We start from the raw sequence: 22,127 nt of genomic DNA on the forward strand, positions 1-22,127 counted from the left end.
CCATACAGACACATAAAAAGCATGTGCCCATGATATTCCGCGGCTTTCAACAGAATTTCATAACACATTCTAGGCCTACACTTCATACGATACACATATAATACAATACATCGCAAAGGGGAGAGGAACCATGAATCTTTATCAACAATTGATCAATCAAAAAATCAAAACCATCACTCCAGAAGAGCTTGTTTCATACAGTCGGGATTATAATATTCCGCTAACATTAGAGGAAGCGGAGCAAATCATCCAGATCGCCCGCAATAACAAAATCAATATCTTTAATGCACAAGAAAGAGCAAAATGGGTTCGCGAGCTCGCGAAAATCACATCACCACAAACGGCCAAGCAAGCGAACGAGCTATTTATGAAATTTACCAGCAAAAAATAAAAAATTTCGCATTTGATCTAAACCGCGTTCTTTATGGCAAAATACATTGCCTTGCTATTGCTATCATCCAACCAACAAGCATCGATAATTCTTTCGTGAAATATCCTGGGATGAAACGAACGGTATTTATAAATGCTCACAGTCGAAACCATTCCTTCTCTTGCTTTTCCGTCATCCATCACATAACAGCGGCAAGTCTGTCGGCTGCGAACGCCGACAATCGTTTATAGAACTCGCAGTTCCAGATCTCACCAATTCACTGATGGCCTTCGTGCTGTCATCAATCATGATGAATGAGCGGTATTTGTCAAAACTCGCGGTCAGGAAGCGATTTGGCGGATTGCCTCGATCACGTTCAACTAGCATCACGGATGGTTTTATATATCATTAGATTTCACAGACCGATTTTCTCCATTTATAAGCGGTCTCTGTTACATGTTTGAACATAAAAGCGATCCTATATAATGAGAAGGATCGCTTCTCTGTTTTCCATTCATTTTTCGGCACGCTTTCTCATCAGGGATTCGCTTATCACGGACAGCAACAGAAAGAATGAATCCTGCTATGTTGCCAAGGTAAATTCAACTACCTCATTCTTTTCATGCATAGAGAACGGAACAGTCCTCTATTGATCATGATGCTTGCATAATTTTTGCTAGCACCTCTTCATCAAACTGTCGGCTGCGCAGCATGGCAATTTCAAAACGATATGGCGGCTTTTTATTGTTTTTATCTTCACCAACATATGGAGTTTCTAAAATCTTTGGAATATCTCCCAGTTGTGGATGATGAACAATATAATTAAGGGCTTGGAAGCCGATGTGCCCAAAACCGATATTTTCGTGACGGTCTTTGCGGCTGCCGCGCGGATTTTTGCTATCATTAATATGCAGAACCTTTAACCGCTCAAGTCCAATGATTTTATCGAATTCCTCAAGAACACCGTCAAAATCCTCCACAATATTATAACCCGCATCATGAACGTGACACGTATCAAAGCAAATGGACAGCTTATCATTATGTGTAACGCCATCCATAATTTTTGCTAGCTCTTCAAAACGACTACCGCATTCCGAGCCTTTTCCGGCCATCGTTTCTAAGGCGATTTGTACCTCTTGATCAGATGTAATGACTTCATTTAATCCTTCGATAATTTTGGCAATTCCCGCCTCTGTGCCAGCTCCAACATGCGCGCCCGGATGAAGCACAATTTGTTTGGCGCCAATGGCAGCTGTTCTTTCAATCTCCGCGCGCAAAAATTCCACTCCAAGCTCAAATGTCGCCGCATTCACCGTATTGCCAATGTTAATAATATATGGAGCATGAACGACTATTTCTATAATTCCGTGCTCCTTCATATGCGCCAGTCCCGCGTCAATATTCAGTTCTTCAATCTTTTTTCGTCTTGTGTTTTGTGGTGCACCCGTGTAGACCATAAAGGTATTTGCTCCATAGGAAGCAGCTTCCTCACTGGCAGCGAGCAACATTTTCTTACCGCTCATTGATACGTGGGAACCAATTTTTAGCATCTCCAATCTCCCTTTCCTTCCTAAACCCTTATTTATTTTTCAGGCGCCGCAGCCTTTTTTTCTGCTTTTCCATTTCTTCCTTCATTTTTTTCTTGTATCCCGGCTTTACTTTCTTTGGCTTCTTCACGGTTTTTTTGACAAGCTGATCTATTTCCCCTGCTTGCTTCGTCCGTTTGCTTCGCTGATTCCACGCCGGCAAATCGGTCCATTCTCCGCTTACAAGATCGCGCTGAATAAACTCAATGCCCATTTTTTCTAGCTTTGCTAATGCATCATAATCGGACGGCTCATAAATCGTGGCTGCTACTCCCTCATATCCAGCGCGTCCAGTCCGGCCAACGCGATGCACGTAAAATTCAAGATCGTGAGGCAGCTCGTAATTAATCACGTGACTGACACCTTCAATATCAATGCCGCGCGCCGCTAAATCCGTAGCAACAATGTATTGAAATTCAAGATCACGAATTTGCTTCATAATTTTTTTTCGCTCTCTCGGCGTTAAATCCCCATGCAGCACTCCTACCCTTAATCTTTTTTCATTCAGGGCATAAGCTACCTCATCAGCCATTTTTTTCGTGTTGGTAAAAACAATCGCTAAATACGGATTGTATGCAACAAGCATGTCATACAACAATTTTAATTTATCACGATGACGAAGCGGAACGAGAATATGTTCAATTTTTTCAGCCGTCGCCTGTTTCGGAGCAACATGAACATATTTAGGATTCTCCATATATTTTCGCAAAAATGGCTTTAATTTTTCAGGAATCGTAGCTGAAAATACGAGCATTTGCAGTTGATTGGCCATTTTCGCTGCAATTTGGTCGACATCGAAAATAAATCCCATATCCAGCATTAAATCCGCTTCATCGACCACAAGCATGTCCGCCTTATGGACAAACAACGCCTGTTCACGCAGCAGATCATTAATTCTCCCAGGCGTCCCAATAACAAGCTGTGGCTGCTTCTTCAATTTTTCAATCGTCTTTTGCTTATCCGTACCACCGATGAAACATCGGGCATGAATCACAGCATCTGGCGGGCAATGTTTGATCATTTTTAACGCCTCATGATAAATTTGCGTCGCTAGCTCACGCGTAGGCGCTGTAATCACAGCTTGAACCTCTTCACGGGATGGATCGATTTTTTCTATGATCGGCAATAAATACGCATGAGTTTTTCCTGTCCCTGTCTGCGACTGGCCAATCACACTTTCACCGCGAAGAATCGATGGAATCAGGCGCTCTTGGATTTCGGTTGGCTTATAAAAGCGCAGGTGCTTAATGGCTTCTATGATAAAAGGCTGAAATGCAAATCTCTCAAACCGTGTTTCCTTCATTGCTTCATCTCCTTTCATTTGCCGTATTACCAAATAAACTCGACTTATCATTATAGCCGATTTTCTCTTTTCTATGCAACTATAGGCGGCCGTCTAAATAAAAAACACTTTCGATGATACTCGCATATTTTATGTTATAAACTATTTTAAGAAAGGAGGAAAAAGAGATGATGAGACCCCCAATGCCTCCAACTCCGCCGACTCGCTCATTTCCATTTATGAACTCGTCATTTTCGCCTCCAGCAGCCTATCCACAGCCAAGAATGGGCGGATTTTTATCAAGGCTGCTTTCACGCGGACAACCAATGATGCCTTCCTCTCCTTTCTCCTCGCTGCCCATGATGCAAAACGCTGTCAGTAGCGCCAGTACAGCGACAAGCGGCGGAGGAATTAGCGGCATGCTGACAAATGTACAAAAGATGCTCGGAATTGCTCAAAACGTCGTGCCAATGGTTCAGCAATATGGACCATTTGTAAAAAACCTTCCAGCGATGATTAAAATTTTTAGGGAGCTGAAGCCGACGGATGACAATAGCGAGTCTGAAACATCAGACATAAATCCTGCCAAAGAAAAGGAAGCCAAAGAAGAAAAGAAACAGCATTCCAAAGACCAGAAAGAGCACAAGCCGCGCGAACTGCCATCCGCCAAATCAACACCAAAGGAAAGAACACCAAAAGAAGCAAAACCGTCTACCCCTAAATTGTATATCTAGTTCTTCTTTGTATTCTTTCCCCTTCTCCGATATAATGAAAAAGAAGTGCCAATGGGCAGAGCGAAGGAGGGGCTTTACAAATGGAAGTAATCAAAATAACACCGCGCGGCTATTGCTATGGAGTGGTTGACGCGATGGTAATGGCCAGAAATGCCGCGTTAGATCCAACACTGCCAAGACCGATCTACATTTTAGGAATGATCGTTCATAATAAACACGTAACCGATGCATTCTCTGAAGAAGGCATCATCACGCTTGATGGAGAAAACCGTTTAGAACTGCTTGAAAAAATTGAGCATGGAACGGTCATCTTTACGGCGCATGGCGTTTCTCCAGAAGTGAAGAAGCGAGCTCGTGAAAAAGGGCTTGTCACCATTGACGCCACATGCCCAGATGTCACAAAAACCCATGATTTGATTCGCGAAAAACTAAAAGCCGGATATGAAATCATTTATATCGGCAAAAAGGGGCATCCAGAGCCTGAAGGAGCCATTGGTATCGATCCGTCGCGCATTCATCTTGTTGAGACGCTAGCGGATGTTGACAAGCTAAATATTCATAGTGAACACATAATGGTGACGAATCAAACCACCATGAGCCAATGGGATGTAGCGGATATTATGAAGAAAGTGCAAGAAAAGTATCCGCAAGTAGAAGTGCATAAAGAAATTTGTTTAGCCACACAGCTTCGCCAAGAAGCGGTTGCCGAGCAGGCAAAAGAGGCAGATGTAACCATCGTCGTAGGCGATCCGCGGAGCAATAACTCCAACCGGCTTGCGCAAGTATCGGAAGAAATCGCTGGAACAAAAGCATACCGCATAGCGGATGTAACCGAAATCGAAATCGATTGGATTAAAGATGCGAAAAAGGTGGCTGTCACCGCTGGCGCTTCGACACCGACTCCGATCACCAAAGAAGTGATCGAATTTCTCCAGCAGTTTGATCCAAACAATCCGGAAACGTGGAAACGCGAGCGCAAAGTACCGCTGCAAAAAATCTTGCCGAAAGTCAAAACAAAGCAACAAGAAACCGGGGTTTAAGTCAGCCCCGGTTTTTATTTCGCCATTCAGTAGGTTACACAAATGTAAACGGATCTGTATGGACTTTTGACGCATAAACAGCGGTATTCCACTTTTTCTTGGCAAATTCCTGTTCTAAAAAGCGGGCAACTCCCTGTTTCATCACTTTTTCCACATTATGTCCCGGATCAACGATATTTAACCCAAGGGCCATAGCATCGTGCGCTACATGATAATAAACATCGCCCGTTACATACACATCTGCTCCGCTCATTTTCGCTTGCCGAATATATTTATTTCCGTCTCCGCCGACAACAGCTACCTTTTTCACCGGATCGTCAAGCTGTCCTACAACACGAACCGCAGGGACATCAAGCGATTTTTTGACGTGCTCTGCAAACTCTCCCAATGTCGTTTCCTGTAGCAGCTTCCCTACTCTGCCCAATCCCCATGTATGCCCCTGATTGTCAAGCGAATAGACATCATATGCGACCTCTTCATACGGATGGGCTTTCAGCATAGCCGCAATGACTTTTTTTTGCAGAGAAGCGGGGACAATCGTTTCAATCCGCACTTCCTCTACCTGTTCAAGCTCACCCTTTGCTCCAATAAATGGATTCGCTCCGTCTTCTGGCAAAAATGTGCCGATCCCTTCACTGTTAAATGTGCAATAACTATAATTCCCAATATGGCCAGCGCCGGCATGTCCAAGCGCTTCCCGAACAGCAGAGGCATGAGTTTTCGGAACATACACTACTAATTTTTTCAATTTCTCTTCATACGTTGGCGCAAGCACCTCTACTTCCTTCAGTCCAAGCGCCTCAGCGAGCCAGTCATTGACGCCTCCTTGGGCGATATCTAAATTCGTATGAGCTGCATACACTGTGATATTATGCTTTAAGCATTTTTCAATGATGCGCCCTTGGGCTTGATCAGTTAAAATCTGCTTCAGAGGACGATAAAGAGGCGGATGGTGGGCGATCATTAAATCTGCGCGATTAGCGATCGCCTCATCCACTACCTCTTCCAGCACATCTAGCGCAATGAATACAGTATGAATCGGCTTATTCAACGTTCCCATTTGTAAACCGATTGGATCCCCTTCCATTGCTAACGACTTCGGGGCAAATTGTTCAAATAATTGAATGACTTCATATCCATTTGGAACCTTGCTCATCGCAATACCTCCTCGATCAGTTGAATTTTGCGCTCTAGCTCTTGCTTTTTTTTCATACTTTCCTGCGTGAGTGCTTTTTCTTCAAGCTGCGCAATAATTTTCTTCCAATGCTCGAGCTCACTTCGCCATTTTTTTAAAAAGATGTCATTCCTCTCTTTCAGTAAAAACGGGCCAAGAAGCAATTCAGCCTCTATATGGTCATGGTTATAAGGCTTTAAACCGTTTCCTTGCTCGGCGACAAGAACCTCATAAATTTGTCCGTCCTCCTCCAAAATCCGTTCCGCCACAAGCTCCCATCCATGGGAAATCAGCCAGTTTCTCACAACATGTGCTCCGACATTCGGCTGTAAAATCAACCGCTGAACCCCTGATAATTTCTCCTTGCCATTCTCTAGAATATGAGCAATCAACGTTCCGCCCATCCCAGCAACCGTCACACAATCCACTTCATCCGGCTCGATTACAGCCAGACCGTCTCCTTTTCTCACAAAAATAACTTGGCTAAGTCCTGTTTTTTCGACCTGCTTTTGTGCCGAGCGGAACGGTCCGTCAGCCACTTCCCCGGCAACAGCCTTCGTAATATAGCCATGCAAATACGCATAGCATGGCAAATAGGCATGGTCAGATCCTATATCAGCCAGTTTCGATTTTTTCGGTATAAATGAAACAACGGTTTCTAGCCGCTTTGACAGTTTTAACTCATTCATTGTATCTCCCTTTCCGCACTGCGACATGATCGCCTTTATTGTATCATAAACAAAAAATCCCTTCACCCAAGGTAAAGGGACTTTGGCTATTATTGCAATTTTGAAAGCCATTTGGCCATCTCGTCAGCTTTTTCTGGCGGTACAAGTCCTGCAGGCATATTGCCGCGACCGTTTTCAAGGACATGCTTGATTTCGTCTACTGAGAGACGTTTTCCAACACCTTTTAATGACGGACCGACGCCACCTTCGTAATTCACGCCATGACAGCCGCTACATGTTTGTTTATAAAAGTCTTCTGGTTTTGCAGCTGTTGTTTGTTCTGTTTTAGCTCCGCCCTCTTTCTCTTTTGCCATCTCTTTAGCGTCGCCAAGCCCTTTAAATGAAAGAGCAATCATTAGACCAATCCCAAATACCATGATAATAACAAATGGGATTAACGGGTTTCGATTCATCAGTTTAACCTCCCTTATGTATAGACTATCCTGAAAATGTAACCGCTACAAACAATTTTATTTTACTGTAAATCTGGAAGAAGGAAAAGCCCTAAATCACTTTCTCGCTGAAAATCGTCGAAAAAGAGCGACATTACACAAAAAAGGAACCAATGAGCAATGCAATGCCGAACACCCCTGAGATCGCAAAATAAAGCAGCCGCATGCGAAGGCCAAAAACAATCCACAATGCGCAATTTAAAAAAATCACCAAAGCGGAGATCGGCTTGTTTTTGGGAAAATAATAATCACTCAAATGAACAGAAGCCAAAAAGACCAAAAAAGCGCCGATAATGAGCGGCAGATGCACGAGCCTCGCTTCTTTTCTCCATTTCCATATTCCAATAAAGCAAAGAAGAATAAAAAAGGATAAAAGGAGCATTTGCAAAACAAACGACAATTCAGTAAAATAAATGGCAAGAACACTTATTGGCAACAAAAGACAAATTAACAATATAAAGAAAATGTGAAGCCAAGCGCCTGCCCTCCTCACAGCCGTCTGAGCCGAGGAGCGGTCTCCTTCTGTATAAAGCGCTAGCAAATAATCGCAATATTGCTCTGGAAGAAGGCGTGAGCGCTTCCAATATTCAATTTCTCTTACAATGATTTCGCGTCGTTTTTCATCCATGCTGATCGACCTTCCTGGTTGGAAATAAAAATAGTTTACTTCTCTTGCGGCAGAAGTAAACTATTGGTCTCAACCTTTATTTTGTAGACGCGGGCAAGAGCCCGTGAAAAAAGAAGGATCTCCTTCTTTTTTCACACAACGCTCTGCATATGGATTCATGCGATGTTGTTGAGAGCCATTTTTTCAGCGCAGACATTACTCTAAAAAGTCTTTCAAACGCTTGCTACGGCTTGGATGACGCAACTTCCGGAGCGCTTTCGCTTCAATTTGTCGAATACGCTCTCTCGTAACGCCGAACACTTTTCCTACTTCTTCAAGCGTACGAGTGCGCCCATCATCTAAGCCAAAGCGAAGACGGAGCACATTTTCTTCACGATCAGTAAGCGTATCAAGGACATCTTCAAGCTGCTCTTTTAATAACTCATATGCCGCATGTTCGGAAGGGGAGGTTGCATCCTGATCTTCGATGAAGTCTCCTAGATGTGAATCGTCCTCTTCACCGATCGGCGTTTCAAGCGATACAGGCTCTTGGGCAATCTTCAGAATTTCGCGGACTTTCTCTGGCGTCAAATCCATTTCCTCTGCGATTTCTTCTGGAGATGGCTCGCGGCCAAGATCCTGAAGAAGCTGGCGCTGCACGCGAATCAGCTTGTTGATCGTTTCCACCATATGCACAGGGATGCGGATCGTCCGAGCCTGATCAGCGATAGCCCGAGTAATCGCTTGACGGATCCACCATGTGGCATACGTACTAAATTTATAGCCTTTTCGATAATCGAACTTCTCAACAGCTTTAATTAGACCCATGTTCCCTTCTTGAATTAAATCCAGAAACAGCATGCCACGTCCGACATACCGTTTGGCAATGCTGACAACAAGGCGCAAGTTAGCTTCCGTTAACCGCCGTTTCGCTTCTTCATCTCCCTGCTCAATGCGCTTGGCCAGCTCGATTTCTTCTTCGGCAGAAAGCAGCGGAACGCGGCCAATTTCTTTTAAATACATGCGGACAGGATCATTAATTTTTACGCCGGGAGGAACCGTTAAATCATTTAGATCAAATTCCTCCTCTTTTACAAGGTCATCGAGATCTGGGTCATCGTCTAAATCCGATTCGCTAATAATATCCACACCCTGCTCCGTTAAATACTCATAGTATTCATCCATTTGATCTGAATCGAGATCGAAACCAGATAAGCGCTCGGCAATTTCTTCATATGTTAATACACCGCGTTTTTTTCCTAATTCCAGTAACTGTTCTTTTACTTGTTCCAGAGTTACATCAGAGTCGACTTGTTTTGAACGAGCTGATTTTTCAGCCATTTCGTCCCCTCCTTCTAAAACTTTCAGACGACATTATGAACTAGATAACAACTTTTTCATTTCGAGAATTTCTTTAGCGATGCGTGCAGCTCTCAGAAAATCCTTCTGGCGCTCCGCTTCGATTTTTTCTTGCTCTTTTTGCTTTAGGTTTAACCATTTTGGGTAATTCAACACATGTTTCATGTAATCATTTAATTCTTGTGATGAAAGGTTTTCATTGATAAGCATCATTGATAGCTCCGTCACAAGCGGTTTTAATCCATCGGGTATTCGCGCAACTAGCGCGCTGACATCAGGTTCGTTTCCTTCTTCATAAAACGCATAAATGTAAGCGGCAATTGCCCGATGCTCCTCAATGTTGAAATCGCCTTGAATCGTCTGCTGCACAGTAAAGGCCACATCTCGGTTTCGAAGCATGTGAGCAAGCAACAACCTCTCAGCGTTATGAAATGCTGGAAAAAGTTTCTTCGAAGGTAGTTGCGGAGCCGCAGTCGACTGCCTACTATTTGAAGAAGCGGCTGTTCTCGTTTTTTTGTAGCGCTCCAGCTGCTGCTGCAAAGCTGACAAGGAGAGAGAAAATTCATCTGCCAGCTGCCGCAGATAATAATCTAACTCGACGGGATTCGATAACTGGGCGATTTCCTTTAGCGCCTCTTCAATATAGCGAATTTGCTCGCTTTCATTTTGCAGATTTTTTCCTTTACGCAAATAGGCCATTTTAAAAGCCATCAATGTGCCGCTCGCTTCAAGCACATTATGCCGAAATCGCTCTAGGCCGTATGTTCTAATATATTCATCTGGATCAAGGCCATCAGGAACAGCGGCGATTCTTACGTAGCATCCTGCTTTTTCTAAAAGCTCCGCTGCCCGAAGAGTGGCTTCCACCCCTGCTGTATCACCATCATAGCAAATGACGATCGACTCCACGTTGCGTCTGAGAATGCGCGCTTGCTCGTCAGTTAACGCTGTGCCCATCGTCGCGATAGCATTTGAAACTCCCGCTTTAAATGCTGAAATAACATCAGCAAACCCCTCGAATAAAACAGCCTGCTGCAGCTTTCGAATATGCAGCCGAGCTTGATGAAAATTATATAAAATCTTACCCTTATGAAAGATCGAGGTCTCTGGGCTGTTTAGATACTTCGGCTGTCCTTCTCCTAAAATGCGTCCGGAAAACGCGACCGCTTCTCCGTGATGATTATGGATTGGAAACATCACACGATTGCGAAAACGATCAAAATATTCTCCGTTTTCCTTTCGAATCACGAGTCCGGCTTTTTCCATCAGGTCAAGCGGAAACCCACGGCTTTTTAAAAATTTCACAGCAAAATCCCAAGAATGAGGCGAATAGCCGATTTCGAATTGCTCGATTACTTCGCGGGTCATGCCTCGCTCCTGTAAATAATCAAGTGCATGTTGCCCCTCTTTTGTATTTATGAGCAAATGATGATAAAATTTCTTTAAAAGTTCATGCGCCTCTATCATTTTTTTGGCATCGCTTGCTTCAGCTGACCTTTTATGCTGATGATCAAGAGGGAGAGGCGCCAAATCTATATTGGCCCTCGCTGCCAGCCTTGCGGCTGCATCGGTAAACGAAAGGCCTTCTATGTCCATTAGGAACGAGAACACGTTCCCGCCCGCTCCACAACCAAAGCAATGGAAAATTTGCTTTTCGGGTGAAACCGAAAAAGACGGCGTTTTCTCTCCATGAAACGGACATAGTCCAAAATAGTTACGTCCTTGTTTTTTCAGCTGAACGTAATCGCTGATCACATCAACAATATCGACTGATCGCCGGATTTCTTCAATCATTTCTTCGGGAATGCGGTATCCCATACGAACAACTCCGTAATTTTATTATTCTCGTCCTATGCCTTATTTCCTGCGGATTTCGACAAAATTTTTTCGAAACTTTTTCGAAAGGTCTGCCGCTCTTCATCAGAGAAACGTTTCATTCCTTTCATACGCACACCTTGTCTCCGTTGTTTTGCATGAAGATAGCGAATATAGAGCACATGTCCTATCCCATCTTCGCTATACATTTTTCCTTGAGGAGACATCACACAAATGTCCCGATTGACTAATAAGCTTGCCAATCCGATATCGTGCGTAATCACAACATCCCCCTTTTGCGCATGATTAACAATATACAAATCAACAGCTTCTCTTTCCGTATCTACATATACCCACTCCATTTCCGCCACATGTGAAAAATGGTTATATGAAGATACAAAAACACTTTGTACATTATATTGACGAGCAAGAGAGAAAATTTCATCTTTTACAGGACAAGCGTCTGCATCGACAAAAACAGTCATATGTCGCCCGTCGCCTTTTTTACATTCTACACCATCTTCAAAAATCCTTCTTCTCCTCCCATGAACATAAACGAATTTTGTCGACATCTTCCTCTTGACAATAAGCTATCAATAGTTTACTCGTTCTATCTCTGCTCTAAACGTAGCACGGTTTATTTTTATCACAATTTTTTATTATAATACAATCAATACGAATGCGCCAGAAAAAAATAAAAGAATGCCTATGATGCTAGTCGAGCGTTATGTCCAACCATAGACGGAGCTCGACATGTTAACCCATGCACAACTATGGAGTTCAACGACCTTGGCTTATCTCCGATCCTCGAAAAAAGGATTCTATTTTTGGAACGGCTATATGCGCTTCCATTTCTTTACCTAACACTAAGACAACATTATCTGGCACCATGAACAAAACGATAGATGCTGCAAAATTATGCATTTTCCAGCTAAAAGGAAATTCAAAAATATCACGAATGATCGCTGAAAAGTCGAAGACCGAAACAAACAAAAAAAGAAGCCATTGATAACATTGCATGGATAGCAATGAAAATCATGAGGCTTCCCCTTATAGCTTCCGTTTTTTCATGATAATATTCGCGGTCTCTTCGATCGCTTTGTTCGTCACATCAATGACATCGCAGCCGATTTGCTGAATTACTTGCTCAAAATAATTAAGCTCCTCCTTAATGCGTTCCATATTCGCATAGATCGCTTTATCGTCAAGCCCTAGGGCTCTGAGCCGCTCCCGACGAATGGAATTCAGCTTTTCAGGGCTGATTTTTAAGCCGAAGCACTTCTCTCGAGATACTTTAAACAATTCTTCTGGTGGCTCGACTTCCGGCACAATGGGCACATTGGCGACTTTTAAGCGTTTATGAGCCAAATACTGTGACAGCGGCGTCTTAGAAGTGCGTGACACCCCGATCAACACAATATCAGCACGCAAAATGCCGCGCGGATCCCGCCCGTCATCATATTTTACAGCAAATTCAATCGCTTCGATCTTTTTAAAATAATCTTCATCTAATACGCGAACCTGCCCTGGTTCATAGCGAGGAGTCATATTGAATAAATGGCTCATTTTCTCCATAAGCGGACCAATAATATCATATAGCTCCACACCTTCACGTTCAGCCTCTTCAATTAAAAACTGGCGCATTTGCGGCACGACAAGCGTAAAAGCAATAATCGCATGATTCATTTTGGCTAGCGCAACCACTTCCTTCAACGTGGAGACATCTTCTACATAAGGAACGCGCTTTAGTTGAATAGCAGCGCTATTAAATTGGCTTGCGGCCGCTTTGACGACCAATTCAGCGGTTTCTCCGCCTGAATCAGAAACCACGTATACAACGCGTTGATTCATCTTCATCCTCCTTAAAGCAAATCATCTTTTGCTAGCGCAACAAAAGCTTTTGTAATATTTGTTTTGGTGATTCGTCCAATCACCTCATATCCCTTGTCTGTTTTTTTTACGACCGGCATGGCATCAATTTGTTTTTCAATGAGCCGCTCAGCCACATCAATCAACAGATCATCTTTATAACAGACATTGATGTTTGGCATTCTTGTCATAATGATGTTAACCGGAATCGAAGTCAGCTCCTGCTTGCCAATGCTCGCTCGCAATAAATCTTTGCGCGACAAGACACCCACTAATAAAGATTCTTCATCCACGACAAACAATGTCCCGACATCCTCAAGAAACATCGCCACAATGGCGTCATATACGCTGACATTTTCATTGACTACGACAGGAATCGATTGAAAGTCACTGACTTTCATTTTTTTTATTCGATCCGCTAAAAGCTGTGTTCCTGTTTTTCCTGTATAAAAATAGCCGACTCTCGGTCTTGCTTCCAAATAGCCAGCCATTGTTAAAATCGCCAAGTCGGGACGCAGCGTCGCTCTTGTTAAATTTAATTTTTCTGCGATGTTTTCCCCGGTAATCGGTCCATGGTCTTTGACGATTTGTAAAATTTGTTCTTGGCGTTTATTCAGTTCGATTTTCACTCACCACCTTACCAAAAACTAAAAAAGGCTGTACTCATACGAACCTATTATAACGTAATGATTCATTTTACGAAAGGAAATCAAGAAAATTCGCTTTGTTCTAAAAATACGTGCATCGTTGCTCCTGATTTCCCTCAAGCAAAGACGCCATCGACAGACCGCTTCCATATAAAAACAGGGCTGCCTCAGCTTCGTGACAGCCCTTTATTATTGCAGCCGAGATTTTAGCTGCTCGATTTGTTCTAAAAATCGTTTCGTTTTTAGCGAAAGTCCGGAATATTCGTCATAATAGGCGGAAATAACGTGGTGTAATTCGTTTTTCGTTTCCTTCTTAACCGAAATTTTGCCCAACCTTGACAGATCAAGATGGTAAAAAAGCCGCAACAGCCTAACCGCTGCCGAAGAAAGAGAAAAGCGGTACGGATCCTTTTCCTCGCATTGATCGCAAAGAAATCCCCCTTCCTTTATGGAGAAGGAGAACCTCCCCTCGCTTCGCCCGCAAACCGCGCATCCGTCTAACGATGGAGGCAATCCGATCACCCGCAGCATTTTCATCTCGTAAATATATGTAAGAATTTCTAAATCGAGTCCGTCATTCATATATTTTAATGTCTGAAGAAGCAGCTCAAATAAATAAGGATTGGGGCGCCGCTCTTCCATAATTTTATCTGTTAGCTCGACGACATAAGAAGCATAAGCTGTTGCAAAAATATCTTCGCGAATCCCTCTCAGTGCATCAATGATTTCACCTTGATGCAGGCTTCCTACTCCGCGACTCTTTTGAATTAAATAATGTCCATAAGTAAATAAGTGCGTCACAGAAGAAAGGCGACTGTTTGGCTTTTTCGCTCCTCGAGCCATAACAGCCACCTTTCCCCATTCTCTCGTCAGCAAGGTAACAATTTTATGAGTTTCCCCGTAATCAATCGTTCGAAGCACAATTGCTTCGCATTTTTCAAACAATATGATCACCACCAAGCTGGAAAAAGCAGCTTAGAAAATCGGCTGGTCCATTTCCGTAAACTCGATTTCTTGTTCATCGCCATTTGGCTGATGCTCCCTTTCAAGCTCTTTGAAAAGGAGATATGTGTCGATATTCCCCGTTTGGCTAAACAGCTTCCACGTAAATTCTAGCATCGAACCACACCTTTCCGCCTGTAGGATCGCTTTATAAAGGTTGCGTGCAAGCAGCGCTTACACGTTCAATAAGCTATTTATAGCTTGGCTTCCCTACAATCAATTTATGTTACACAAAATTTGTTAATATTCGTCCTCTCTAAATCCGAAATCGCGCAATTGAGATAATTTATTTCGCCAATCCTTTTGGACCTTAACCCAAAGCTCCAAAAACACTTTAGAACCTAACAGCGCTTCAATGTCTTGACGGGCTCGTTGCCCAATTTCTTTTAGCATTCGCCCTTGCTTTCCGATAATGATGCCCTTTTGTGAGTCACGTTCAACAATAATCGTCGCGCTAACATAAATGGTGTGATGATCTTCTGGGCGTTCAATTGAATCAATGACGACTGCAATGGAATGAGGAACTTCCTCGCGTGTTAAATGAAGAGCTTTTTCCCGAATTAATTCAGCGATAATAAAACGCTCGGGATGATCCGTTATTTGATCAGCAGGGTAATATTGCGGACCTTCCGGTAAATATTTTTTTATTTGCTCGATTAGCGTTTCGACATTGTTTCCTTGTAGCGCTGAAATCGGCACAATCTCTGCGAACGGATATTGTGACTGATAATGCTCAATAAGAGGTAGCAATTCGTCCGGATGCACTTGGTCGATTTTGTTAACGACTAAAAACACCGGCGTTTTTACTTCCTTCAGCCGCTCTATGATGAAAGCATCGCCGCGGCCGAATCCTTCTTCAGCATTTACCATAAACAAAATTAAGTCGACTTCTTTTAAAGCGTTTTGCGCCACCTTCATCATAAAATCGCCCAGCTTATGCTTTGGCTTGTGGATTCCAGGCGTATCAATAAAAATGATCTGTGTGCTTTCCGTTGTGTATACGCCTTGGATCTTATTGCGTGTCGTTTGCGGTTTATCGCTCATAATGGCGATTTTTTGACCAATGACACGGTTTAAAAACGTTGATTTTCCTACATTTGGTCTACCGATAATGGAAACAAATCCTGATTTATACTGTTCCTTATTCATGCAAATCCTCCGCTGAAAATGCTCCTGGCAATAATTCTTTTACTGTTAATTCTCGAATGTCTCCTTTTAAATTGGTCAAAATGATTTTCATATCTGGCGGACATAATTCAGCAATCACTTGACGACACGCTCCACAAGGCGGGACCGGACGGGAGCTGTCAGCAATCACCGCTAATGCCGCATAATCGGTGTCTCCTTCAGAATACGCTTTAAACAACGCTGTCCGTTCTGCGCAGTTGCACACGCTATAAGCGGCATTTTCGATATTGCAGCCGCGGTAGACTTTGCCGTTTTTAGTTAATAAAGCAGCGCCTACTTTAAACTTGGAGTACGGTACATAAGCATACTCTCTCGCTTTTTTAGCTTCAGTGATCAATTCCTGTGTATGCAATGATGCTCTTCCTTTCTTTTCGAGGAAAAACTCCTCCTTTTTATTTTACAGGAAATCAAGAAATTTTTCATCTCTATTCATGTATATATAACAGAAAAATTCGAATTTTCTCATTTCAATACCCAATTATACAAATGTGGCAGAAAAAGGATGGCTCCTATCATAACCGCCATGATCGCACCAAGCAAAACAGCGCCGGCCGCTATGTCTTTGGCTGCTTTGGCAAGCGGATGAAAGTCTTTTGTTACTAAATCGACCGTCCGTTCAATCGCCGTGTTCACCATTTCTAAACTGATCACCGCGCCAATTGTCAACAGCAATATAAGCCATTCCCATTTCGTAAAATGAAAAACAATAGCGAAAACAATGGCGATAGCAGCAAGCATAAGGTGAATTTTCATATGCACCTCTTCCCTTACTGCTGCCACCATTCCTGACCACGCATTTCGAAACCGTTTCCATCGCTGACGCCACTGCTTCATCGTTTATCGTTTCAACCCGTATTGTTCCAGAATTTGCTCTTGCTTAGCAAACATTTCCTTTTCGTCTTCCTCTGTTTCATGGTCATATCCTAACAAATGTAAAAAGCCATGCACAGCTAAAAATCCTAATTCTCTCATAAAGGAATGGCCGTATTCTTTCGCTTGCTCTTGTGCTTTCGGAACGGAAATAATAATATCTCCTAATACCGGCGGTGCATCTAATCCAATGATTTCCGTTTCTCCTTCCCCCATCTCTTCAAGTGCAAACGAAATCACATCAGTAGGTTGATCCTTCCCGCGATACTCACGATTAATCATCCGGATTTGTTCATTATCGACAAAAGAAATGCTAACCTCCGCCTCATCTGGAATCTGTTCAACATCAGCCGCATAATTTAATAATTTGGCGATGACCTCCATCTGCTCATCAGTTACTTCATTTGTTTCGTCTAACCAATCAATATGTAGTGCCATTTTTTCTTCACCTTTTCCTTCTCTTCTCGTTGATGCCCCTTCGATAAAAAGAGACCCATCATGTTAATGGGTCTGTCGCATGACCGGGCTATAATAATGTTTAAATCACGAAGACCGCGTTTGTCAAATATTATTTTCATTTAAAGAATCGCGGCCTAACCAACGAATTTCGACTGCCTTTATGCTGCAGCATAACATAGTTGCTGATTTACGCCCTTCGCCCGTAAACCCCTCGTTTTTTCATCATACCATAAATGCAGCTCCATGATAAATTTCTATCTATTGGCTGAAAAGAAGCCTTCCCTATTCTTATACGCTCGCTTGATCATACGCTTCAATAATTTTTCCGACAAGCGGATGGCGAACAACATCAGCCTGCTCCAAAAAGACAAATGAAATGCCGCTAACAGATGATAAAATATCCTTGGCTGCAGCCAACCCAGATTGAACGCCCCTAGGCAAGTCAATCTGAGAAATATCGCCTGTAATAACCATTTTCGAGCCAAATCCAAGCCTTGTTAAAAACATTTTCATTTGCGATGGCGTTGTATTTTGCGCTTCATCCAAGATCACAAATGCATCCTCAAGCGTGCGCCCTCTCATATAAGCAAGCGGTGCAATTTCAATCGTCCCTCGCTCGATGAGACGCTGTGTATGATCAGTACCCAATATATCATGAAGAGCATCATAAAGCGGACGTAAATACGGATCCACCTTTTCTTTCAAATCTCCTGGCAAAAAGCCTAAATTTTCTCCCGCCTCGACTGCTGGACGAGTTAAAATAATTCTCTTGATGTATCCATTTTTAAGTGCATGAACAGCCATAACGACTGCCAAATAGGTTTTTCCTGTTCCCGCCGGGCCGATGCCAAATACAAGATCATGCTTTTTAATCGCCGCTACATATTGGCGCTGTCCTAATGTTTTGACGCGAACCGGCTTTCCTTTAGCGTTTTTCGTAATCTCTTCCTCATATAACTCAATGAAATACTCTAGCGTGTTGCTTTTCGCCATTTGAATCGCATACATCACATCGCGTTCGCTAATCGTGACTCCCTTGCGAATCACGATGAGCAGATGGCGCAGCACCTCATCAACGAGCCGAACGCTTTCGCTGTTTCCTGAAACGTGCACGGCATCTCCCCGCGTCACAATCGAAACGCCCAGCTCCTGCTCAATTCGTTTTAAATGAACATCATGAATGCCAAAAAGGGCAATCGCCTCATTGGCATTTTCTAATTGCTGGCTAATCGTCACAAACTCCTCTGACATCCCTTAATCTCCTTGAACAATAGGTTGTGGTATCGCAATATTTTCAACTACTTGGTAATGAATCTCTACTTTTACTTTACCATTCTCTTTGGTTGCATGCAAAATCTTTTCACCTACAATGGAAGCATCTGTTTCTAGTTTGCCCTCCAGCTCATTTCGCGCCATTTCTTTTGCTTTCTGCAGCGCTTCATTCCATGTATAGCTCCGCTTAACCTCCTCGTTTTCCCGATAAATCACCCGCTCGTAATAAATCGGCAGCTTCCATCGCCAGAACTGCAGGGCCCTTTTTTGGTTTTCGGTTTTATAATGGCTAAATGGCGGTTTTTTAAAACCCCAAACCGGAAGTGAAAAAGAACCAATCGCTATATAATGCTTTTCCATATACTTTCCTGTGTATACTTGAAACACGGAATCAAACGGCAAGACAACTGTAGACTTGTACCATGTTTCTCCAAAAATTTTTCCACGAGCCGGCACAAGCTTCGTTTTCCCCTCTTTTCCAATAATTCCTGACACTAAAACTTGTCCTTTATTCACATAATCATGAACAGCAACAAGCGGTTGTCCCTCTTCGACAAACATATGAGTGATGACGGCTTTCTTTTTCGCCACTAAATGGCGTACCCCCACCGCTTCCGGTTCCTTCGGCTTCTTTTTTTCTACCACTTGAAAGTAAAAGGTCGTCCCCTTTAATTCAACCCCGACCCATGTAATGGTTTCAATGCGATCGGTCAGCTTCTGTTGAATTACTTCAGGAGGATCTAACAGAAATTGAAAAGCTCCTTTTTCAACCCCCATTTGCTTGAGTTCCTTCAAAATGCGGTATTCTGTTTCCGGCTTAGCTCCTTCGATCCGAACATTCCAGACCATGTTGGAAAGCAAAAAAACAAGCGCAAAAAATAAAAAGATTCCGATGAGAAATCCAGTATTTCTGAGCATTTTTTTCCCCAAAAAGGGCAGACCGCTTTTTCCGATAAAAAATAGTTTACAACCGCTTTTTCGCACCATTACTCGCATAGCTCGAACGTCTTTTAGAAAGATAAAAAAAGTTGCTGTGTGTTCATCCTGCTTTTTAACATTCCAAATATGAATGCCATTTCGCAAGCATTTATTTACAAACCGTTCGATTCCTTTTCCCTGAACTTTAACCTTTACGCTTCCTGATAAAAAATTCATCCACTTGTTCTTCATTTTTTTCCTCCCCAATGCTATTCATCTAAATAAATGACATGATGAATTTTTCCTTCTAATAAAATTTCCTCAGGTAGAATCGTCTTAATAACAAATTGCTCGCCGCGAACAAGAAGCTGTCCTTGCTTTAAAAGCAAGCGCAATTCTTTATCACTAAATGTTAATAATCCGCGATGGTTTTCGATATAAATATGTATGTGTCCAATCATGGTAATACGGGGAAGGTCCATCACTAGATCAGCAGGCAGTTCTAACTGGTTTGTCAACCAATTTCTCACTTGCTGGCGCCACTTTTTCATCATCGAAAAGAACCCCCTTTCATCTCATACATATGAAAAAAAATAGGTATGTAGCACATCTGACATAAAAAAAGAAGCCTTGGCATAAGCCAAGACCGTTTACATTATGTATCAACCCCTATTTTTCGCATCAACGCTCCCCTACATGACATGCTGCATTTTTAGGTAACATCGATACATGTCAGTAAGAGAAGGAAGGTTTGCTGTTCCCTACCTTCAGGCTTTTTATCATAAGAAAAGCGCCCGCCGAGGAGAGCTCGAATCAAGCTTGATCCTGTGCGAGTCGAAACTTCACATGTCGCCGCAGCAGCGTGGGGCGACTTGAGCCGATGCAGCTTGAAGTTAGACAGCACCTGATTTCTTTCAAAAAACAAGAGACAAATTCTGACATAAAAAACAATCCCCTACAGATCGACGCTGAAGAACGAAACGGTCCTTCATCTTGATCTGTAGGGGATTGGTAATGTCAATCATTTATTTCTTGTTACGCTAAGTGCTGCTGAACAAGTTTATTAACGAGAGAGCCGTCCGCCTTTCCTTTTACTTTCGGCATGATTGCTCCCATCACTTTTCCCATATCAGCTTTTGAAGAAGCTCCAACCTCGGCAATCGTTTCTTTAATAATGGCTGTTAGCTCTTCTTCTGTAAGCTGCTTAGGCATATATAGCTCAAGTATGCGAATTTCTTCTTTTGTTTTATCAGCAAGGTCTGAACGACCAGCGTTTTCGAACTCTTGGAGGGAGTCTTTACGTTGTTTTAATTCGCGAGAAAGTACAGTCAGCTCTTCATCTTCAGATAATTGGCCCTTTCCAAGCTTGATCGCTTCGTTCTGCAACGATGCTTTGACCATCCGAATGACGGAGAGTTTTTCTTTTTCTTTGTTTTTCATCGCTTGCTTCATATCATCGTTTAAACGTTCAAGAAGACCCATAAATACACCCTCTTTTAATGCTTGCGCTTTCTAGCCGCTTCAGACTTTTTCTTGCGTCTTACGCTTGGCTTCTCATAGAATTCACGCTTTCTTGCTTCTTGTAACGTACCTGTTTTTGAAACAGCACGTTTGAAGCGACGAAGAGCATCTTCAAGCGATTCGTTTTTACGAACGATTGTTTTTGACATCTTACTTCCCTCCCTCCGAACAACGCCACTTGCATTTGTATTACTAAACATGTACCTGTCAATTATAATATATCCGATAAAAGAGGTCAACTAAAAAAGCAGTCATCGTCTCTCCTTCTTGTCCATACAATGGTGATGAAAGGAGAGAAGGACATGTTGTCATTATTGATCTTATTTAGCGTTTATATTAGCATTTTTTTGCTTGGAATGTTTATGCTGAAAGCAGGTCTCTACGCTCTTTCTGGCCATCGCCTGAAGAAATGGCTGCTGCATTTTACGAAAACACCCTTTCAAGGATTTCTCACAGGAACAGCGCTTACCGCTCTTCTGCAAAGCAGTTCGGCGATGATGATCATCACCGTAGGCCTTGTAACAACCGGCTATTTAACATTTCGCCAATCGATCGGCATTATTTTAGGCAGCAACATAGGCTCTACCATCACAACGGAAATTATTACGCTTGATCTGGGAGCAAGTGCTATTCCCATGCTGCTGACCGGAGCTTTTTTTGTCTTTTTTCTTCGGCATCGCATCAGCTACAGTATCGGTATGATCTTGATTGGGCTTGCCTGCTTATTTTTTGCCATGAAAGGATTTGGCGATCTTGCAAAGCCGCTTGCTTCTTACCCCGTTGTCTACGAGTGGCTAAAAAAGACCGATCGCTCTAATCTATTAGGAATTGCTGTCGGCATGCTCCTCGCGTCGATTATTCAGTCAAGCGCAGCGACGATCGGTATTACGATGGGCTTTCTTCATGAGCATTTGCTCACATTGCCGGCCGGTATTGCGATTTTACTTGGCGCCAATATCGGAACATGCGTAACGGCCCTTTTAGCCAGCATTGGTACAAGCCAGGAAGCAAAGCTTACAGCTTATACGCATTTATGGCTGAACATTGCTGGAGTAGGTATTTTCTTTTTTCTCATTCATCCTTTAGCTTCCTTTGCCGGCAGCTTAGCTGCCAAACCTGACGTCCAGCTGGCGCATGTCAGCGTTTTATTCAATGTTCTTTGCTCAGTCGCCGCTCTGCCATTCACTCGCTTCATTGAAGCGTGGATTACCTTCATCCATAAAAAATAACTTGC

At 42.9% G+C, this 22,127-nt stretch carries 26 protein-coding genes; 4 read left to right on the plus strand and 22 right to left on the minus strand.

Annotated elements, in window-relative coordinates; genetic code table 11:
• The first annotated feature begins 130 nt into the window (after positions 1-130).
• Positions 131-391: a DUF2624 domain-containing protein gene (locus GGQ95_RS05635; protein ID WP_044744547.1), complete on the plus strand. Its 261-nt coding sequence runs from the start codon at positions 131-133 to the stop codon at positions 389-391.
• A gap of 632 nt (positions 392-1,023) precedes the next feature.
• Here the strand turns inward: GGQ95_RS05635 and GGQ95_RS05640 are convergent.
• Together GGQ95_RS05640 and GGQ95_RS05645 are read right to left on the minus strand one after the other, a co-directional pair.
• Positions 1,024-1,920 (minus strand): deoxyribonuclease IV, encoded by an 897-nt coding sequence (locus GGQ95_RS05640; RefSeq protein WP_066145890.1) that lies wholly within the window; start codon positions 1,918-1,920, stop codon positions 1,024-1,026.
• 28 nt (positions 1,921-1,948) lie between these two features.
• Positions 1,949-3,259, minus strand: a complete 1,311-nt coding sequence (locus tag GGQ95_RS05645) for a DEAD/DEAH box helicase (RefSeq protein ID WP_066145893.1) — start codon at positions 3,257-3,259, stop codon at positions 1,949-1,951.
• Between the two features lie 167 nt (positions 3,260-3,426).
• On the opposite strand from GGQ95_RS05645, the gene vrrA reads away from it, so the two are divergent.
• The gene (gene vrrA, locus GGQ95_RS05650; RefSeq protein WP_080862298.1) at positions 3,427-3,972 is read left to right on the plus strand and encodes a VrrA/YqfQ family protein; all 546 of its coding nucleotides are present in this window, start codon (positions 3,427-3,429) and stop codon (positions 3,970-3,972) included.
• An 80-nt stretch (positions 3,973-4,052) separates the two neighbouring features.
• Positions 4,053-5,012, plus strand: a complete 960-nt coding sequence (locus tag GGQ95_RS05655) for a 4-hydroxy-3-methylbut-2-enyl diphosphate reductase (RefSeq protein ID WP_044744550.1) — start codon at positions 4,053-4,055, stop codon at positions 5,010-5,012.
• Positions 5,013-5,046: 34 nt separating this feature from the next.
• On the opposite strand, the gene GGQ95_RS05660 is transcribed toward GGQ95_RS05655, so the two are convergent.
• From GGQ95_RS05660 to rpsU, 20 genes are all read right to left on the minus strand, one after another.
• Complete coding sequence (locus GGQ95_RS05660; protein WP_066145899.1) at positions 5,047-6,168, minus strand: Nif3-like dinuclear metal center hexameric protein; 1,122 nt, start codon at positions 6,166-6,168, stop codon at positions 5,047-5,049.
• Entirely contained in the window at positions 6,165-6,875 is a 711-nt protein-coding gene (locus GGQ95_RS05665; protein ID WP_044744697.1) for a tRNA (adenine(22)-N(1))-methyltransferase, read from the minus strand. Before GGQ95_RS05665 ends, GGQ95_RS05660 begins: the two co-directional genes overlap by 4 nt.
• An 89-nt stretch (positions 6,876-6,964) precedes the next feature.
• Positions 6,965-7,327, minus strand: a complete 363-nt coding sequence (cccA, locus tag GGQ95_RS05670) for a cytochrome c550 (RefSeq protein WP_066145902.1) — start codon at positions 7,325-7,327, stop codon at positions 6,965-6,967.
• 133 nt (positions 7,328-7,460) lie between these two features.
• The gene (locus GGQ95_RS05675) at positions 7,461-7,994 is read right to left on the minus strand and encodes a hypothetical protein (protein ID WP_066145904.1); all 534 of its coding nucleotides are present in this window, start codon (positions 7,992-7,994) and stop codon (positions 7,461-7,463) included.
• 195 nt (positions 7,995-8,189) lie between these two features.
• Positions 8,190-9,314 (minus strand): RNA polymerase sigma factor RpoD, encoded by a 1,125-nt coding sequence (gene rpoD, locus GGQ95_RS05680; RefSeq protein WP_044744554.1) that lies wholly within the window; start codon positions 9,312-9,314, stop codon positions 8,190-8,192.
• 33 nt (positions 9,315-9,347) lie between these two features.
• Positions 9,348-11,150: a DNA primase gene (dnaG, locus tag GGQ95_RS05685; protein ID WP_066145906.1), complete on the minus strand. Its 1,803-nt coding sequence runs from the start codon at positions 11,148-11,150 to the stop codon at positions 9,348-9,350.
• A 32-nt stretch (positions 11,151-11,182) separates the two neighbouring features.
• Complete coding sequence (locus GGQ95_RS05690; protein ID WP_044744556.1) at positions 11,183-11,632, minus strand: YaiI/YqxD family protein; 450 nt, start codon at positions 11,630-11,632, stop codon at positions 11,183-11,185.
• Positions 11,633-12,197: 565 nt separating this feature from the next.
• Complete coding sequence (locus tag GGQ95_RS05695; protein WP_066145910.1) at positions 12,198-12,998, minus strand: pyruvate, water dikinase regulatory protein; 801 nt, start codon at positions 12,996-12,998, stop codon at positions 12,198-12,200.
• An 11-nt stretch (positions 12,999-13,009) separates the two neighbouring features.
• The gene (ccpN, locus tag GGQ95_RS05700) at positions 13,010-13,639 is read right to left on the minus strand and encodes a transcriptional regulator CcpN (RefSeq protein WP_044744698.1); all 630 of its coding nucleotides are present in this window, start codon (positions 13,637-13,639) and stop codon (positions 13,010-13,012) included.
• A 213-nt stretch (positions 13,640-13,852) separates the two neighbouring features.
• Entirely contained in the window at positions 13,853-14,608 is a 756-nt protein-coding gene (recO, locus tag GGQ95_RS05705; protein WP_080862294.1) for a DNA repair protein RecO, read from the minus strand.
• A gap of 30 nt (positions 14,609-14,638) precedes the next feature.
• Positions 14,639-14,782, minus strand: a complete 144-nt coding sequence (locus tag GGQ95_RS05710) for a YqzL family protein (RefSeq protein WP_080862293.1) — start codon at positions 14,780-14,782, stop codon at positions 14,639-14,641.
• Positions 14,783-14,905: 123 nt separating this feature from the next.
• Complete coding sequence (era, locus tag GGQ95_RS05715) at positions 14,906-15,814, minus strand: GTPase Era (RefSeq protein ID WP_044744560.1); 909 nt, start codon at positions 15,812-15,814, stop codon at positions 14,906-14,908.
• Positions 15,807-16,205, minus strand: a complete 399-nt coding sequence (locus tag GGQ95_RS05720) for a cytidine deaminase (protein WP_044744561.1) — start codon at positions 16,203-16,205, stop codon at positions 15,807-15,809. Before GGQ95_RS05720 ends, era begins: the two co-directional genes overlap by 8 nt.
• 110 nt (positions 16,206-16,315) lie before the next feature.
• Positions 16,316-16,687: a diacylglycerol kinase family protein gene (locus GGQ95_RS05725; protein WP_044744562.1), complete on the minus strand. Its 372-nt coding sequence runs from the start codon at positions 16,685-16,687 to the stop codon at positions 16,316-16,318.
• Positions 16,688-16,690: 3 nt separating this feature from the next.
• On the minus strand, positions 16,691-17,161 hold the full coding sequence (ybeY, locus tag GGQ95_RS05730; protein ID WP_044744563.1) for an rRNA maturation RNase YbeY: 471 nt from the start codon (positions 17,159-17,161) through the stop codon (positions 16,691-16,693).
• Positions 17,162-17,470: 309 nt separating this feature from the next.
• Positions 17,471-18,433 carry a PhoH family protein gene (locus GGQ95_RS05735; protein ID WP_159720155.1) on the minus strand — a complete coding sequence of 321 codons (963 nt, stop codon included), beginning with the start codon at positions 18,431-18,433 and terminating at the stop codon, positions 17,471-17,473.
• 3 nt (positions 18,434-18,436) lie between these two features.
• Positions 18,437-19,624 (minus strand): sporulation protein YqfD, encoded by a 1,188-nt coding sequence (yqfD, locus tag GGQ95_RS05740; protein WP_183186468.1) that lies wholly within the window; start codon positions 19,622-19,624, stop codon positions 18,437-18,439.
• A gap of 17 nt (positions 19,625-19,641) precedes the next feature.
• Positions 19,642-19,926, minus strand: coding sequence for a sporulation protein YqfC (yqfC, locus tag GGQ95_RS05745; protein WP_044744566.1), 285 nt, complete (start codon positions 19,924-19,926; stop codon positions 19,642-19,644).
• Between the two features lie 481 nt (positions 19,927-20,407).
• Entirely contained in the window at positions 20,408-20,854 is a 447-nt protein-coding gene (locus tag GGQ95_RS05750; protein WP_044744567.1) for a GatB/YqeY domain-containing protein, read from the minus strand.
• A gap of 14 nt (positions 20,855-20,868) precedes the next feature.
• Positions 20,869-21,042 (minus strand): 30S ribosomal protein S21, encoded by a 174-nt coding sequence (gene rpsU / locus GGQ95_RS05755; RefSeq protein ID WP_027407847.1) that lies wholly within the window; start codon positions 21,040-21,042, stop codon positions 20,869-20,871.
• Positions 21,043-21,195: 153 nt separating this feature from the next.
• Here rpsU and GGQ95_RS05760 point away from each other — a divergent pair, with 153 nt between their 5' ends.
• On the plus strand, positions 21,196-22,122 hold the full coding sequence (locus GGQ95_RS05760; protein WP_044744568.1) for a Na/Pi symporter: 927 nt from the start codon (positions 21,196-21,198) through the stop codon (positions 22,120-22,122).
• The last annotated feature ends 5 nt before the right edge of the window (positions 22,123-22,127 follow it).

It is taken from the genome of Anoxybacteroides rupiense (assembly GCF_014196195.1).
GTDB lineage: Bacteria > Bacillota > Bacilli > Bacillales > Anoxybacillaceae > Anoxybacteroides > Anoxybacteroides rupiense.

Excerpts from the sequence above, each read along its gene's own strand:
- rpoD (WP_044744554.1), bottom strand. The coding sequence starts at position 9,314 with ATGGCTGAAAAATCAGCTCGTTCAAAACAAGTCGACTCTGATGTAACT.
- era (WP_044744560.1), bottom strand. The coding sequence starts at position 15,814 with ATGAATAAGGAACAGTATAAATCAGGATTTGTTTCCATTATCGGTAGA.
- dnaG (WP_066145906.1), bottom strand. The coding sequence starts at position 11,150 with ATGGGATACCGCATTCCCGAAGAAATGATTGAAGAAATCCGGCGATCA.
- GGQ95_RS05710 (WP_080862293.1), bottom strand. The coding sequence starts at position 14,782 with ATGCTAGAATTTACGTGGAAGCTGTTTAGCCAAACGGGGAATATCGAC.
- GGQ95_RS05645 (WP_066145893.1), bottom strand. The coding sequence starts at position 3,259 with ATGAAGGAAACACGGTTTGAGAGATTTGCATTTCAGCCTTTTATCATA.
- GGQ95_RS05635 (WP_044744547.1), top strand. The coding sequence starts at position 131 with ATGAATCTTTATCAACAATTGATCAATCAAAAAATCAAAACCATCACT.
- vrrA (WP_080862298.1), top strand. The coding sequence starts at position 3,427 with ATGATGAGACCCCCAATGCCTCCAACTCCGCCGACTCGCTCATTTCCA.
- GGQ95_RS05695 (WP_066145910.1), bottom strand. The coding sequence starts at position 12,998 with ATGAATCAACGCGTTGTATACGTGGTTTCTGATTCAGGCGGAGAAACC.
- GGQ95_RS05655 (WP_044744550.1), top strand. The coding sequence starts at position 4,053 with ATGGAAGTAATCAAAATAACACCGCGCGGCTATTGCTATGGAGTGGTT.
- GGQ95_RS05660 (WP_066145899.1), bottom strand. The coding sequence starts at position 6,168 with ATGAGCAAGGTTCCAAATGGATATGAAGTCATTCAATTATTTGAACAA.
- rpsU (WP_027407847.1), bottom strand. The coding sequence starts at position 21,042 with ATGTCAAAAACAATCGTTCGTAAAAACGAATCGCTTGAAGATGCTCTT.
- GGQ95_RS05760 (WP_044744568.1), top strand. The coding sequence starts at position 21,196 with ATGTTGTCATTATTGATCTTATTTAGCGTTTATATTAGCATTTTTTTG.
- GGQ95_RS05735 (WP_159720155.1), bottom strand. The coding sequence starts at position 18,433 with ATGTCAGAGGAGTTTGTGACGATTAGCCAGCAATTAGAAAATGCCAAT.
- yqfD (WP_183186468.1), bottom strand. The coding sequence starts at position 19,624 with ATGAAGAACAAGTGGATGAATTTTTTATCAGGAAGCGTAAAGGTTAAA.
- GGQ95_RS05640 (WP_066145890.1), bottom strand. The coding sequence starts at position 1,920 with ATGCTAAAAATTGGTTCCCACGTATCAATGAGCGGTAAGAAAATGTTG.
- GGQ95_RS05725 (WP_044744562.1), bottom strand. The coding sequence starts at position 16,687 with ATGAAGCAGTGGCGTCAGCGATGGAAACGGTTTCGAAATGCGTGGTCA.
- GGQ95_RS05690 (WP_044744556.1), bottom strand. The coding sequence starts at position 11,632 with ATGACTGTTTTTGTCGATGCAGACGCTTGTCCTGTAAAAGATGAAATT.
- GGQ95_RS05750 (WP_044744567.1), bottom strand. The coding sequence starts at position 20,854 with ATGGGTCTTCTTGAACGTTTAAACGATGATATGAAGCAAGCGATGAAA.
- ybeY (WP_044744563.1), bottom strand. The coding sequence starts at position 17,161 with ATGGCACTACATATTGATTGGTTAGACGAAACAAATGAAGTAACTGAT.
- GGQ95_RS05665 (WP_044744697.1), bottom strand. The coding sequence starts at position 6,875 with ATGAATGAGTTAAAACTGTCAAAGCGGCTAGAAACCGTTGTTTCATTT.
- yqfC (WP_044744566.1), bottom strand. The coding sequence starts at position 19,926 with ATGATGAAAAAGTGGCGCCAGCAAGTGAGAAATTGGTTGACAAACCAG.
- cccA (WP_066145902.1), bottom strand. The coding sequence starts at position 7,327 with ATGAATCGAAACCCGTTAATCCCATTTGTTATTATCATGGTATTTGGG.
- GGQ95_RS05675 (WP_066145904.1), bottom strand. The coding sequence starts at position 7,994 with ATGGATGAAAAACGACGCGAAATCATTGTAAGAGAAATTGAATATTGG.